We start from the raw sequence: 14949 nt of genomic DNA, 5'->3' as shown, positions 1-14949 counted from the left end.
GCCGGGTGGCTGGGAGAGCGCGGTCTAACGCATGACCCTCGAAAGGGAAACCGTTTTTCGGAGAAAGCCGATCCTAATCGCGCCGGAAGATCAGTCTTCCGAGCCAGCCTGTCACCATGGCCAGCGACACCGCAAAGACGCCGTAGAGGAAGGAGTAGTCATGGGCGACGCGAAAGACCGATTGCTCGAAGCCCGACTTGCGGATTTCCAGCTGGGCGGAGCTTTCCTTGATGAACAGGCCGCTCTTGAACAGGAAGGCGCGCGCCTTGTGGGTGCCGACCGGGACATTCGGCGCCAGTCGCACCGTGGCGCGGAACAGGTTCTGCGACAGGAACTGCACGCCGCCGACGTTTTCGCTATAGAGCCCGGTCGCCGACTTGCGCTCCCGCAGCGCCGTGGTGAATTCCTCGATCGTCGCCGGGCTGTCACCTTCGTCGGTCGGCTGCATGTAGAGGTTGGAGGCGCCGAGCGACAATTGCTTGTAGCTGTTCGGTTCGGTGATGTCCTGCAGAGGGCGCGTCGTTGCCACCGAATAGGACATCGGCACGTTCTCAAAGGTTTCCGACTGCAGATTGACCCAGACGCCGAGCACCCGGTCCTTGCGGCGCACCACCACCGGCCGCGCCGGCCCTTCGAGCACGACGATGACGTCATAGCGGCCCTGGCGCGCGATCAGCGGGTCGGCGTTTTCCAGTGAGCCGAAGATGGTGAGGTCGGCGCCGGAAAAGCCGGCGGTGATCGACACGGCATCGGTCGACAGGCCGATCTGGATGCTCTCGGTCGGCAGTGTCTGCGCGTTTCCTGACGACGCGGCGGCGAGCAGCGACAGAAATGCAGCGGCCACGAACGTCTTCAACCCCGCCATCAGCTAAGGCCCGCGGCGGTCAGCGAGTAGAGGTTGGGCGGTGTGACGAAGAGGTCGATGGCAAGCCGGATGGCGACCGCCAGCACCAGCAGCGCCAGCAGCGCGCGGAGCTGTTCGCCGCGCAGCTTCTGCCCGGCCTTGGCGCCATATTGCGCGCCGGCGACGCCGCCGGCCATCAGCAGGAAGGCGAGCATGACGTCGACGGTCTGGTTGGTCGTGGCGTGAACCAGCGTGGTGTAGGCCGAGGTGAAGATGATCTGGAACAGCGAGGTGCCGATGACGACATTGGTCGGCACTTTCAGGAGATAGATCAGCGCCGGCACCATGATGAAGCCGCCGCCGACGCCCATGATCGACGACAGGAAACCGATGCCGGCACCAAGGCCCAGCACCGGGATGACGCTGACGAACAGTTTCGAGGCGCGGAAGCGCATTTTCAGCGGCAGCCGGTGGATCCAGTTGTGCTGGCCGGATTTCTTCAGCACCGGTGCTGCACCGCTGCGGGTGGCGCGCAGCGCATTGACGCTCTCGACCAGCATCAGCCCGCCGACGGTGCCGAGCAGCACGACATAGAGCAGCGAGATGAACAGGTCGAGCTGGCCAAGCCGGCGCAGGAAGGCAAAGACAAAGATGCCGCCGGTGGAGCCGACGATGCCGCCGGCCAGAAGCACGCCGCCAAGCTTGAAGTCGAGCGTGCCGCGCTTCATGTGCGACAGCGCCCCGGAGAAGGAGGAGGCGATGACCTGGTTGGCGCCGGTGGCGACCGCAATCGCCGGTGGAATGTTGTAGAAGATCAGCAGCGGAGTGATGAGGAAGCCGCCGCCCACCCCGAACATACCCGACAGGAAACCCACCGCCGCGCCCATGGCCAGCAGCACGAAGACGTTGACGGAAATTTCCGCGATCGGGAGATAGATGCCCACCCGTCAGTCTCGATCAGTGTGCCCCCGGCGAATGCAACCGTTGCGGGCATTTTGCGCCGAAAAGCTAAATTGTTCTTGCGCCGGCAAGGCCGCGAAGTCAAACCTCGCTACGACGCCGAAACAAAAAACATCTCAATCAGTTAACAGGCAAATGTGTGGCAAGGGCGTCGCATAAGCGACGCATCTGCCGTTATTTGTGCGCAAGCAGCGCCTTGACCAGTTTTTCGTCGATCTCGCCGGTCGCTGTCATCTTGTTGTCGGTCTGGAACGCCATGATGGCGTCCTTGGTCTTCTGGCCGATCACACCGTCGGCGCCGCCGGCGTCGTAGCCATTCTTGTTGAGAATGAGCTGGATGTTCGTGACTGCCTTCTTCATGTCGATGCTGGCGGTCGTCTGCGGCGCGCCTTCCTGCCATGATTCAGGGATGTCGGCCGAGTTGGACGCCGGATCGAGCGGCTTCGGCTTCCACAGATCAGTGGCGGCGCGTGCGCGCTCCAGCTGCTCGGGCCGCAGCGCAGCGGCGATCTCGTCGCGTTTGGCCGCCGCGTCCTTGTCGCCGGTCTTGGCGACGAGCGCGAACCATTTGTACGATTCTTCCAGGTTCTGCTTCATGCCGACGCCCTTGGCCGCCAGGATGCCGAGATTGAACTGGCTGTCCTTGACGCCGACGTCGGCGGCGGCCTGGAACCAGTGCGCCGCCGACTCATTGTCGGTGACGCCGTCCGCGGCCATGGCGAACAGCACGGCCAGATTGTGCATGGCGCTGGCATTGCCCTGCTCGGCGGCGAGCTGGTACCAGGTCTTCGACTTCTTGATGTCGCGGGCGACGCCTATGCCCTTCTCGTAGAAATTGCCGATACGGTATTCGGCCGGAGCAAAGCCGAGCTCGGCCGATTTCTCGTACCATTTGGCCGCTGCCGCCATGTCTTCCTTGACGCCGCGCGATTCCGCATAGCGCGAGCCGATCTCGAACAGCGCCTTGGCGTCGCCGCCGGCAGCCGCGTCGCGCAAGGCGGCCGGGCCGGCATTGGCCGGGACGTCGATCTTGGCGGTGGCCGTTGTCGCCGAAGCATTGGTAGGCGGAACCGCGCCGGTCGTATCCTGGGAGGTCGCTGGCGTGGCGGCCATCGGCTGGGTTTCAGTGTCAGAAGCCGCCGGTCCGGCAGCGGCCGGAACAGCCGAGGCCGTCGCGTCCATTGCTGGCGCTGCCGCATCGGCAGACGGTGCCGAAGCCATCGGCGGCGGAGCCGGCACCGCAACATCGTCCATCGGCGCTTCCATATTTGGCGGCATGGCCGAAGCAATTTGCGCCGGCATTTCGTCCTTGGCTGCCGGCTCGGAAGACTCTGCTTGCCGCACGAAGCGGGCCGGGGTGTCCTGCACGGCCGCCGGCGTTTCTGCCTTCGGCTCGTTCGTGGTGACCGCAGCCGTTTTCACCGGCTGTGCGGCAATGATAGGCGCTGCATCGTTGCCGGCCACTTCGACCGGGTCGGCGAAGAAGGCCTTGCCCAGTTGCAGGCCGGCAAGCGCCAGCATGATCGCGATGGCTCCCATAAGGATCGGCTTGCGCCGCGCCTTGAGCAGGTCGCCGATCCTCAACGCCTTAACCGGACCTTTCATCGTCGACTGGCGTTTCAGGGCCTCGGCCTCGGCGGCAGCGGCCTGCGCGGCGCGCCTGGCTGCGGCAATAAAATCGGATTTCGACGCATCTGTATCGCTGTGCCGCACCGGCTGGCCGCGCTCGTCGCGCACGCGCTTCATGATTGCGTTGAGGTCAGGTGCGCCCGAGCCGGGTTCCAGAGGCCGGTTGGCGAGCTTCGGATCGAGCGGCTCGTCGAGATCAACGCTCGGAATGTCGACATTGGGCGCCGAGCCTGGAAGCGGCGGGATGTCTGCCTGCTTCTTTCCCTTGAAGGCGCGTGCCAGTCCGCCAAACATCGACGTCTTGCGGCCGGGCTGGCCGCTCCTTTCCGGGATGGCGTCCGAGCCGAGCGCCGCCATGGCGGCAGCAGCTGCGGCTTCGGCTGGCGAGCGCGGCCCCGGTTCGCCACGCGTAACCGGTTCGCTACGCGCAACCGGTTCGCTGCGTACATCCGGGTCGCCATGCGTAACCAGGTCGCCATCCGCACCTAACTCGTTGCGCATGATGGCAGCGGCGCGGCCGTCGAGGTCGGCCATGTCGCCCGTCAGCGGCTGCGGCTGGTCGATATCCATCGACGGCGGATCCTGCACCGCGATCTTGGAGGTGCGGGTCGCCCGGACCGTGCGTGCACGCGCCGGCGCGGCCGCATCGACGAGTTCGCTCACCGCCTCGATCGGCTCGTTGGTTTCCAGCGAGCCCAGGCGATCGACGATCTTGAGCAGAGTGTCGTGGATGGCCTCGAACGTCCGCGAATTGCGTTCGTCGGAACGGCGGGTCAGCGATTCGAGTGTCTTCAGATCCTGGGCGAGGCCGGCAACGGCTGCCGTATTGGCGCTGGACCCGGCCATCGTGCGCACAGCACTCTCGGCCGCCTCGCGCGCCGCACCCAGGATCGAATCGCGGGTTCCGGCCAGCGACTTTTCGATTTCGTTGAGGCGAGGGCTGATGTCCTCGAATTCCGGCAATGGTGTGCCGGGCTTGGACAGATGCGCCGACAGGCCCGAGACCTGCGCCTCGAGGCTGCGGATCAGTGCCGGGTCGATGCCCGCCACCTGTGCCGCCGACGATTCCAGCCGGCTTGAGATGTCTTCGAGCCGGCTTTCCAGGCCACGGATCGCCGCCTCGTTGGCGGGGTCCGGCGCGCGCGTCTCCATGCGCTTGGCCAGCGCCGTGAAGCGGGCGTCGATGGCGTCCATGATACCGGCGCCGTCGACTTGCGGCGTGCGTTGGTCCAGCCGGTCGGCAACTTCGTCCAACCGCCGTTCGAGATCGCGAAACAGCATATTGCCCTGTTCGATCGCGTCACCCTGGCGGCGTTCCATCATGCCGGACAAAACGTCGAAACGCTGCTCCAGCCCCTGGAAAATATAGTCGGCGTCCGGCATGGCCGGGGCGCGGTCGATCTTGTCGGCGATCAAGGCGATCTGCTTGCCGAGGCGCTCCATCGCCTGTTCCGGCAGGTTGGCCCGGCCGGCGAGATCGTCGACCCGGTCCGACAGCATGTTGAGGCGGTCGATGACTTCGCCGCTTGGGCGATCCTGCGTGACTTCCTCGATCTGCTGGGCAAGCGAGGCGATCCGCTTTTCGATGCGCTCAAAGAGCTCGGGATCGACGGTATTGGCCTGGGCGGCGACGGTCGAGGCGACGATGGCGCGGGAAATTTCGTCAAGCCGGTCGTCGATCATGCCGAACGTATCGCTGCCGCGATTGTCCTGCTGGCTGGCGAAATGATCGACAGCGCCGGCAAGCGTGCGAACCTTGTCCTCGAGCGAACGCAGCGACAGCGATTCCGGCAGGTTGTTGACCGCATTGCTGATCTGTTCCAGCCGGTCGGTCAGCATCGAAAAGCCGGGCGCGTCCGAGCGCTTGCGCTGGTCGGCGTCGACGCGATCCTCGAAAGCGCTCCAGCGCCGGTCGAAATCGTCCCAGCGGCGGTCGACCGCCTGCACGCTCTCCTCGCGCGCCAGCGTGTCGAGTGCGGCCTTGACCTGTTCCAGTTCGAGCCGCAGCATGTTGACGCTTCTATCGTCACTCTTTTCGGCCAGCGTCTGGATGGCGCCGGAGAGCCGCTCGAACTCGACGCCGAGTTCGGCGCTGCCCTTGCCTGACTGGCCGCCCGATTGGCTGCTTGCCTGGAAAGCCCGTTCGATGTCCTTGCGCAGCGCGTCGAATTCGCGCTGCAGGCCGACGGTCATCTGGTGGCGCAGTTCCTCGCGCAGGCCGCGCAGTTCACCGGCGATCTTGCCGACCACCGCGACGCTGTCTTCCTGGCCGCGCACGCGGTCGATGTCGCGGGCGATCGTCTGGTATTTCTGATCGAAGGCGGGTGCTGCCGATGCTGGGCTATTCAGCCGCTGCGCGGGATGCGGATCCTCATACCAGCGTGGCTGGCCATAGGGCTGGGCGCTGGCGTAGCGCGGCTCGGGGCCGGGGCGGCGCGGATCGACCCGCTCTGCCCTGTCCTCGCGCGTCCGCTCCAGCCGCTGTTCCAGCGTTTCCAGCGAACGGTTCAGCTCTTCAAGTGCGGCATGCGGCCTGCGCTGCCTGCCGGCGTTGAGTGTATCGAGATAGGACCGCTTGCTGTTCATCGATGCGCCCGTTTTTCAGAATTGCTGGCTTGCAACCAGTTTTCCTCAAAGTCCCTGCCGGAACCGAAAGCGCCCGCAGCCTTGCTGCGGTGGAAGACAGGCTCCCCGGGGTTCTCACCCGCGCTCCGAAAAACCGTGAAAAATTCGATACAGGATAAACACGGGTAACCGACATGCGCACATTTCGCCCAACGTGGTAAACAACGCGTTAACCAAGCTTAAGAAGTTGCAACTTCTTGGCGGGCCACCCGCCAGGTGCGGCATAAGGTGCTGCCCACAGAACCCGCTTGCGTCGTGAGGCGGCTATCGGTATAGAATTGACGTAAACGTAAAAGGGGCGCAGATCGCGCCTTTTGCGATATTTTGTTGAAACCACGATTGGAAGCACGCCCCCGCTTCCACTCAGGCGACGCAAGGTCCAGGACCGCGGCGCCACAGACGGGGAAAGCCAGTGACCATGAAACTCGTTTCGCCCGGCGAAGCCGCGGCCAATACCAATGATATATCGAACGAAGCCGGCGAGGACCTTGTCCGTATCGGCGAGATGGCCAAGAAATACGGCGTGACGCTGCGCACGTTGCGTTTCTACGAGGACAAGGGCCTTCTCAACCCGAAGCGCGACGGTGCGACCCGTCTCTACACCCGCCGCGACAAAGCAAGGCTGAAGCTGATCCTGCTCGGCCGCAAGGTCGGTTTCTCGCTGCGCGACGTCAAGCAGATGATGGATCTCTATGATCCCACCGGCTCCAACACCAAGCAGTTGCGGCTGGCACTCGACAAGTCGGAGAAGCAGCTTGCCCGCTTGCAGAAGCAGCGGTCGTTGATCGACGACGCCATCAACGAGCTGAGCGGCTCGATGTCGGCCGTGCGGCAGATGCTCGTAGAGCGCTCGACGCCGGCGAGCGCCGCCGGTTAATCCGGCGTCGTCCACTCCCGAACGGCTTTGTGACGAATGAGAGCCGCGTGGCCTGCCGCGCGGCTCTTTCCTTGTCCGGCACCGCTGTCGGCACAACGGGCATTTCAGCCACGCTCCGTGCTGGCGCCCATGACATTGCCCCACTACGCTCCCGCGCGCCGCATTTGAAGAAATTTTGTCGCAGCAAAAAAATTGACGTTTACGCAAACGTCAATTTTTGCTATGCGAACTTCAACTTTTGGTCCGCTTGCCGTGAACGGCTTGATTTCGGGCCAGGACCGCATGGTGGAGGAAACGCATGCCGATCTACAGGGCGCCTGTCCAGGACACGCTGTTCGTGCTCAACGAAGTGCTGGGCTACCAGCGCTATTCCAATCTTCCCGGATTTGCCGACGCGACGCCTGATGTGGTCGAAGCCATCCTCGCCGAAGGTGCGAAGCTCGCCGAAAACGTCATGCAGCCGCTCAACCGTGTCGGCGACATGGAAGGCTGTGTGCGCCATGCCGACGGCTCGGTGACGACGCCGAAGGGCTTCAAGGAGGCCTTCGACCAGTATCGCGAAGGCGGCTGGATGGGGTTGGCCGCACCGGTCGAGTTCGGCGGCCAGGGCCTGCCCTACGCGGTGCACACGGCGGTCGCCGAATATATGGTGTCGGCCAACATGTCGCTGATGATGTATCCCGGCCTGACGCAGGGCGCGATCGCGGCGATAATCACCCACGGCACCGACGAGCAGAAGACGACATGGCTGCCGAAGCTGGTCGAGGGGTCCTGGACCGGCACCATGAACCTGACCGAGCCGCATTGCGGCACCGATCTCGGCCTGCTGCGCAGCAAGGCTGTGTCGAATGGCGACGGCACCTACAAGATTTCTGGCCAGAAGATCTTCATCTCGGCCGGCGAGCACGACATGGCGGACAACATCGTCCATCTGGTGCTGGCCCGCATCGAGGGCGCGCCGGAAGGCGTGAAGGGCATTTCGCTGTTCATCGTGCCAAAACTCAAGCTCGACGCCTCGGGCAATCCGGGCGCGAGGAACACGGTCTCCTGCGGGTCGATCGAGGAGAAAATGGGCATCCACGGCAATTCGACCTGCGTCATGAATTATGACGAGGCGGAAGGCACCTTGCTCGGCGAGGCCAATGGCGGGCTGAAGGCCATGTTCACGATGATGAACGAGGCGCGGCTCGGCGTCGGCCTGCAAGGGCTTTCCCTGTCCGAGGTCGCCTACCAGAATGCTGTGTCCTACGCCAAGGATCGCCTGCAGGGCCGCTCGCTGTCGGGCGCCAAGGCGCCGGACAAGAAGGCCGATCCGATCATCGTCCACCCCGACATCCGCCGCAGCCTGATGACCATGAAGGCCTTCAACGAGGCTGGCCGGGCGCTGGCGCTGTGGACGGCGATCAAGTCGGACATCGCCCACCGCGCCAGTGACGACAAGGACCGCCAAGCAGCCGACGATTACACCGGCCTGCTGACGCCGGTGATCAAGGGCGTGCTGACCGACAAGGGTTTCGACCACGCTGTGATGGCGCAGCAGGTGTTCGGCGGCCACGGCTACATCGAAGAGCACGGCATGAGCCAGTTCGTCCGCGATGCCCGCATCGCCATGATCTATGAAGGCGCCAACGGCATCCAGGCGCTCGACCTCGTCGGCCGCAAGCTCGGCCTCAATGGTGGCCGCGCCGTGCAGGCCTTTTTCAAGGACGTCGGCGAATTCTGCGAGGAAAACCGCACTGATGAAAAAATGGCGCCCTTCACAAAGGCGTTGAAGAAGGGCCTCAACGATCTGCAGGCGGCGACGATGTGGCTGGTGCAGAACGGCATGGCCAAGCCCGACAATGCCGGTGCGGCCTCGACCGACTACATGCATCTCTTCGGTCTGGTGGCGCTCGGCTACATGTGGGCGCAGATGGCCAAGGCGGCGCTCGGCAAGACCGGTGCCAATGGTGCCCAGTCGTTCTACGACAACAAGGTGGTGACGGCGCGCTTCTTCATGGAGCGGATCATGCCGGAGACCTCGGCACATCTCGCCCGCATTTCCAGTGGCGCGGACACGCTAATGGCGCTGCCTGCGGAAGCGTTCTAGAAATGGCCGGCGTCCCCCTCCCCCTTGAGGGGGGGTGGCCCGAAGGGCCGGGAGGGGCCCTGCGTGCAGTGCGCCGGCCTCAACTCTGACGATGCGCTCTGGGAGGAGTATCATACCAGCATGACCAATCCCGCCGAAATCCTTGGCCTTCCGAAACCCGCCTGGGCGGCGGACGAGGTCGGCATGCTCTACGACATGGCGCACCGCTTCATGTTGGAAGAGATCTCGCCGCGCTACGACGAGTTCGAGAAGAACGAGATGGTCGACCGTGAAAGCTGGCTGAAGGCCGGTGCGGCCGGCCTGCTCTGCGCCTCGATGCCGGAGGAATATGGCGGCTCCGGCGGAACCTTCGCCCATGAGAGCGCCATCATCGAGGCGATCGGCCATGTCGGCGTCGACGGTTTCGGCATCGGCCTGCACAATTCGATCGTTGCCCCTTACATCCTCCACTACGGCTCGGAAGAGCAGAAGAAGAAGTGGCTGCCGAAACTGGCCACCGGTGAGCTGATCGGCGCCATCGCCATGACCGAGCCCGGCGCCGGCTCCGACCTGCAAGGCGTCAAGACACGCGCCGAGAAGGACGGCAACCAGTACAAGATCAACGGCTCCAAGACCTTCATCACCAACGGCCAGCTCGCCAATTTCATCATCGTCGTCACCAAGACCGATCCGGCCAAGGGCGCCAAGGGCACTTCGCTGATCGTCGTCGAGACCGACGAGGTGGAAGGCTTCGAACGCGGCCGCAACCTCGACAAGATCGGGCTCAAGGCCAACGACACGTCGGAACTGTTCTTCAACGACATGCGCGTGCCGACCTCGAACCTGCTCGGCCATGAGGAAGGCCAGGGTTTCGTCCAACTGATGCAGCAATTGCCGCAGGAGCGGTTGCAGATCGGCACTGGCGCGATCGCCATGATCGAGCGGGCGCTGGCGCTGACCATCGACTACGTCAAGCAGCGCAAGGCCTTCGGCAAGGCGATCATCGATTTCCAGAACACCCAGTTCAAGCTCGCCGAGCTGAAGACCGAGGCCACCATCGGCCGCGTCTTCTACAATGATTGCGTTGCCCGCCACATTGCTGGCGGCCTCGACCCGGTGACGGCCTCGATGGCCAAATACTGGCTCAGCGACCTGCAGGGCAAAGTCGTCGACGAATGCCTTCAATTGCATGGCGGCTATGGCTACATGAATGAATACCCGATCGCCCGCATGTTCCGCGACGCCCGCGTCCAGCGCATCTACGGCGGCACCAACGAGATCATGAAATTGCTGATCGGACGGAGCCTTTAGGATAGCAATTATGGGCGCATGGGGTTTCAAGATTTTTGAAAACGATGACGCAGCCGATTTCGTCGCGGAATTTGAGAACAGTGGCGCCGTCGCTGTTGCAGGTGCGCTCGATGCGGCTTGCAACAATCCTGGCTACATCGAGGCGCCGGATGGCTCGGTTGCACTGGCCGCCGCCGCAATTGTCGCCGCAGCTAACGGGAAGTCCGAGTTCTTGTCGAAACCTGCACAGACGGCGTTGCGAACTGTCTCGAACTGGCAAGCTTTGAGTGGATTGAAGGGTAAGGCAATCCAGGCAGTCGAATGCGTAAGCAGCCCTAGCTCTGAACTCATGGAACTCTGGGCTGAAGCTGCTCCAGCCGATGCAGCCAACTTCAAGAACGAACTGAATCGCCTGCGCGCGGCTTTGCGTTAAAGCAAAAGCCTTAGGCGGCACCAGAAGGAAGGAACCGAAAATGGCCGAAGCTTATGTCTATGACGCCGTGCGCACGCCGCGCGGCAAGGGCAAAAAGGATGGATCGCTGCACGAAGTGCCGGCGGTAAGGCTCGGCGCCAAGGTGCTGGAGGCGCTGCGCGACCGCAACGGGCTCGACACCGGCACTGTCGACGACATCATCTTCGGCTGCGTCGATCCGGTCGGTGAGGCCGGTTCGGTCATTCCGCGCGCCGCCGCTTTCGAGGCCGGCTACGACACCAAGGCGCCGGGCATGCAGATCTCGCGCTTCTGCGCTTCCGGCCTCGACGCCATCAATTTCGGTGCCGCCAAGATCGCGCAAGGCGCGGACGAGATCGTCATTGCCGGCGGCGTCGAATCGATGTCGCGCGTCGGCATGGGCGCTTCCGGCGGCGCCTGGTTCATGGACCCCTCGGTCGGCCTGCCCGGCTGGTTTGTGCCGCAAGGCATTTCGGCCGACCTGATCGCCACCAAATACGGCTTTTCGCGCGATGACGTCGACGCCTATGCCGTCGAGAGCCAGAAGCGCGCCGCCAAGGCCTGGGGCGAGGGCCGCTTCAAGAATTCGGTGATCCCGATCAAGGACCAGAACGGCCTGACCATCCTCGACCATGACGAGCACATGCGACCGTCGACCGACATGCAGTCGCTGGCAGCCCTCAACCCGTCCTTCGTCATGCCCGGCGAAATGGGCGGCTTCGACGCCGTCGCGGTGCAGAAGCACCCCGAGGTGGAAGAGGTCAACCACGTCCACCATGCCGGCAATTCGTCCGGCATCGTCGATGGCGCCGCCGCCATTCTGCTCGGCTCGAAGAAGGCCGGCAAGACCATGGGCCTGAAGCCGCGCGCCCGCATCCGGACTTTCGCCAACATCGGCTCGGAACCGGTGCTGATGCTGACCGGCCCGGTCGACGTCACCGAGAAGCTGTTGAAGCGCGCCAAGATGAAGATTTCGGACATCGACCTGTTCGAGCTCAACGAGGCCTTCGCTTCGGTTGTGCTGCGCTACATGCAGGCCTTCGATATCCCGCACGACAAGATCAACGTCAATGGCGGCGCCATCGCTATGGGTCATCCGCTCGGCGCCACCGGCGCGATGATTTTCGGCACGGTGCTGGACGAGTTGGAGCGGCGCAACCTGAACACCGCGCTGGTGACGCTGTGCATCGGTGCCGGCATGGGCACCGCAACGATCATCGAACGCGTCTGACGGGGAGAGAGACCAATGAGCTACACCAATTTCACCCTCGACACCGACGCCGACGGCATTGCCCTGGTTACCTGGAACATGCCTGACCGCTCGATGAACGTCTTCACCGAAGAGGTGATGAACGAGCTCGACAAGATCATCGATCAGGTGGTGGCCGACGCCGGCATCAAGGGCGCCGTGATTACCTCGGGCAAGGACAGCTTCTCCGGCGGCGCTGATCTGACCATGCTGCAAAAGATGCTGGCGGTCTTTGCAAAGGAGAAGACCAAGGACCCGGAGAAGGCGGCAAAGCTGCTGTTCGACAATGCCGGCCGCATGGGCGGCCTGTGGCGCAAGCTCGAAACATCAGGCAAGCCCTGGGTGTCGGCGATCAACGGCACTTGCATGGGCGGTGCCTTCGAACTGTCGCTGGCTTGCCATGGCCGTGTCGCGGCCGATAGCGACAAGGTCAAGATGGCCTTGCCGGAAGTCAAGGTTGGCATCTTCCCCGGCGCCGGCGGCACCCAGCGCGTGCCGCGGCTGACCGACCAGCAGCAGGCGCTGCAGATGCTCACCACCGGCCAGACCCTGACGCCGCAGAAGGCCAAGGCGATGGGCCTGATCCACGAGATCGCCGAACCGGCCAAGCTGATCGAGACCGCCAAGGCGATGATCAAAAACGGCCTGAAGGCCGTCCAGCCCTGGGACGAGAAGGGCTTCAAGCTGCCCGGCGGCCCGGTCTATTCGGTGGCGGGCGCCAATCTGTGGCCGCCGGCCATCGCCATCCTGCGCCGCGAGACCTTTGGCAATTATCCGGCTGCGGCAGCGATCCTGAAATGCGTCTATGAAGGCCTGCTGGTGCCGTTCGACACCGGCCTGCGCATCGAGCAGCGCTATTTCACCGAGATCATGCAGACCAGGGAAGCAGCGGCGATGATCCGCTCGCTGTTCGTGTCGCTGCAGGAGCTGAACAAGGGCGCACGCCGCCCGGCTGGCGTGCCGGAAACCAGGTTCAAGAAGATCGGCATTCTTGGCGCCGGCTTCATGGGCGCCGGCATCGCCTATGTCACGGCCAAGGCCGGCATTCCGGTGGTGCTGCTCGACCGCGACATGGAGTCCGCCGCCAAGGGCAAGGCGCATTCGGAAAGCCTTGTAACGGACCAGGTGAAGAAGGGCCGCGCCAAGCCCGAGGAGAAGGACAGGCTTTTGTCGCTGATCACGCCAACGGCCGACTATGCCGACCTCGCCGGCTGTGACCTGGTGGTCGAGGCGGTGTTCGAGGATTCCGCCGTCAAGAAAAGCGCCACCGAACAGGCGGAAGCGGTGCTGAAGCCGGCTGCGATCTTCGCGTCAAATACGTCGACCATTCCGATCTCGTCGCTGGCCAGGAATTCGGCCCGGCCGAAGAATTTCATCGGCATTCATTTCTTCTCGCCGGTCGACAAGATGATGCTGGTCGAGATCATTTTGGGCAAGAAGACCGGCGACAAGGCGCTGGCCACCGCGATCGACTTCGTGCGCGCCATCAAGAAGACGCCGATCGTCGTCAACGACACGCGCGGCTTCTACGTCAACCGCTGCGTACTGCGTTACATGTCGGAAGCCTACAAGATGCTGATCGAGGGCGTCCCGGCGCCGATGATCGAGAATGCCGCCAAGGCCGCCGGCATGCCGGTCGGCCCCTTGGCTCTGACCGACGAAACGGCGATCGACCTTGCCCAGAAGATCATGAAGCAGACCATCAGGGATCTCGGCGACAAGGCGGTCGACCCGAAGCAGATGGCGCTGATCAACACGCTGGTCGACACGCATGGCCGCTTCGGCCGCAAGAACGGCAAGGGCTTTTACGACTATCCGGCAAAGCCGGCCAAGAAGAAGCTTTGGCCGGGCCTCAGGGATCTCTACCCGCAGCTAGCGCCCGAAAAGGTCGACTATGAGGAGTTGCAGCAGCGGCTGCTGGTCACCATCGCGCTGGAAGCGGCCAGGGTGATGGAGGAAGGCATCGTCACCGATCCGCGCGAGGCCGATGTCGGCTCGATCCTCGCCTTCGGTTTTGCGCCCTTCACCGGCGGTGCGCTGTCCTACATCGACGGCATCGGCGCCAAGGAGTTCGTCAGGATCGCCAAAGGCCTGCAGAAGAAATACGGCGCCGAGTTCAAGGCGCCCAAGCTGCTGCTCGATATGGCCGAGAAGGGCGAGAGCTTCTACCAGCGCTTCGATCCCTACGCGAAGGGCGAGGCCAAGAAGGCGGCGTAGCGCCGCCTTGCGCGGTAGACAAGGTGGTGGCCAGGAGCTAGAACAGGGAAGGTATTTTTTCCTGTTTTGAAGGAGAGCAAATTGCTCTCGCATGACCGCGTTTGGGCCGCCATCGACGCTCTGGCCGAGCGTTATTCGCTTTCGGCCTCGGGTCTGGCCAGGCGCGCGGGTCTTGATTCGACCGCCTTCAACAAGTCGAAGCGATTGTCCTCGGACGGGCGGCCGCGCTGGCCATCGACCGAATCGCTGGCCAAGATCATCGAGGCGACAGGCGCTTCGCTCGACGAATTCACTGGACTGGTCGAGGGCCGAAGCAAAGCCGGTTCAGGGTCGTTGCCCTTGCAGCGCTCAGCGGTGCCACTGCTCGGCTTTGCCCAGGCCGGCGCCGGCGGTTTCTTCGACGACGCCGGTTTTCCGGCAGGCCAAGGCTGGGATCTGGTCGAGCTTCCGGCACGGTCGACAGAGACGTCCTATGCTTTGAAGGTCCAGGGCGATTCCATGCTGCCGCTGTACCGCAACGGCGACGTGCTGATCGTCGAACCGGGCGCCGCAACTCGCAAGGGCGACCGCGTCGTCGTCAAGACCAATGCCGGCGAGGTGATGGCCAAGGTGCTGGACCGCCAGACGGTCAAGTCGATCGTGCTGGTCTCGCTCAATCCCGACCATCCCGACCGCGACATTCCTTTGCACGATGTCGAATGGGTGGCGCGGATCGTCTGGGCAAGCCAGTAGGGTCGCC

At 63.6% G+C, this 14949-nt stretch carries 10 protein-coding genes; 7 read left to right on the top strand and 3 right to left on the bottom strand.

Annotated features, from left to right (window positions below; genetic code table 11):
• Window positions 1–73: 73 nt before the first annotated feature.
• The 3 genes from AC1DXN_RS08585 to AC1DXN_RS08575 all read right to left on the bottom strand — a co-directional run bounded on the left by AC1DXN_RS08585 (window position 74) and on the right by AC1DXN_RS08575 (window position 6019).
• Window positions 74–865 carry a TIGR02186 family protein gene (locus AC1DXN_RS08585; protein WP_477275461.1) on the bottom strand — a complete coding sequence of 264 codons (792 nt, stop codon included), beginning with the start codon at window positions 863–865 and terminating at the stop codon, window positions 74–76.
• Window positions 865–1788 (bottom strand): sulfite exporter TauE/SafE family protein, encoded by a 924-nt coding sequence (locus AC1DXN_RS08580; protein ID WP_477275459.1) that lies wholly within the window; start codon window positions 1786–1788, stop codon window positions 865–867. Before AC1DXN_RS08580 ends, AC1DXN_RS08585 begins: the two co-directional genes overlap by 1 nt.
• 190 nt (window positions 1789–1978) lie before the next feature.
• Window positions 1979–6019: a peptidoglycan-binding protein gene (locus AC1DXN_RS08575; RefSeq protein ID WP_477275457.1), complete on the bottom strand. Its 4041-nt coding sequence runs from the start codon at window positions 6017–6019 to the stop codon at window positions 1979–1981.
• 457 nt (window positions 6020–6476) lie between these two features.
• Between AC1DXN_RS08575 and AC1DXN_RS08570 the strand changes: the two genes are divergently transcribed.
• From AC1DXN_RS08570 to AC1DXN_RS08540, 7 genes are all read left to right on the top strand, one after another.
• Window positions 6477–6935, top strand: coding sequence for a MerR family transcriptional regulator (locus tag AC1DXN_RS08570; protein ID WP_477241713.1), 459 nt, complete (start codon window positions 6477–6479; stop codon window positions 6933–6935).
• A 298-nt stretch (window positions 6936–7233) separates the two neighbouring features.
• On the top strand, window positions 7234–9024 hold the full coding sequence (locus AC1DXN_RS08565) for an acyl-CoA dehydrogenase (RefSeq protein WP_477275455.1): 1791 nt from the start codon (window positions 7234–7236) through the stop codon (window positions 9022–9024).
• A gap of 120 nt (window positions 9025–9144) precedes the next feature.
• The gene (locus AC1DXN_RS08560) at window positions 9145–10314 is read left to right on the top strand and encodes an acyl-CoA dehydrogenase family protein (protein ID WP_477275454.1); all 1170 of its coding nucleotides are present in this window, start codon (window positions 9145–9147) and stop codon (window positions 10312–10314) included.
• Window positions 10315–10324: 10 nt separating this feature from the next.
• Complete coding sequence (locus tag AC1DXN_RS08555; RefSeq protein ID WP_477275452.1) at window positions 10325–10726, top strand: DUF4259 domain-containing protein; 402 nt, start codon at window positions 10325–10327, stop codon at window positions 10724–10726.
• 40 nt (window positions 10727–10766) lie between these two features.
• A complete protein-coding gene (locus AC1DXN_RS08550) occupies window positions 10767–11975 on the top strand; it encodes an acetyl-CoA C-acetyltransferase (protein ID WP_477275450.1) in 1209 nt (402 codons plus the stop codon).
• Window positions 11976–11990: 15 nt separating this feature from the next.
• Window positions 11991–14210, top strand: coding sequence for a 3-hydroxyacyl-CoA dehydrogenase NAD-binding domain-containing protein (locus AC1DXN_RS08545; RefSeq protein WP_477275448.1), 2220 nt, complete (start codon window positions 11991–11993; stop codon window positions 14208–14210).
• Window positions 14211–14291: 81 nt separating this feature from the next.
• On the top strand, window positions 14292–14942 hold the full coding sequence (locus tag AC1DXN_RS08540; protein ID WP_477275446.1) for a S24 family peptidase: 651 nt from the start codon (window positions 14292–14294) through the stop codon (window positions 14940–14942).
• The last annotated feature ends 7 nt before the right edge of the window (window positions 14943–14949 follow it).

Source organism: Mesorhizobium sp. P2_H9, from assembly GCF_056403215.1.
Note: the sequence above shows the minus strand (reverse complement) of the source record. Positions and strands in the feature narration are given on the sequence as shown.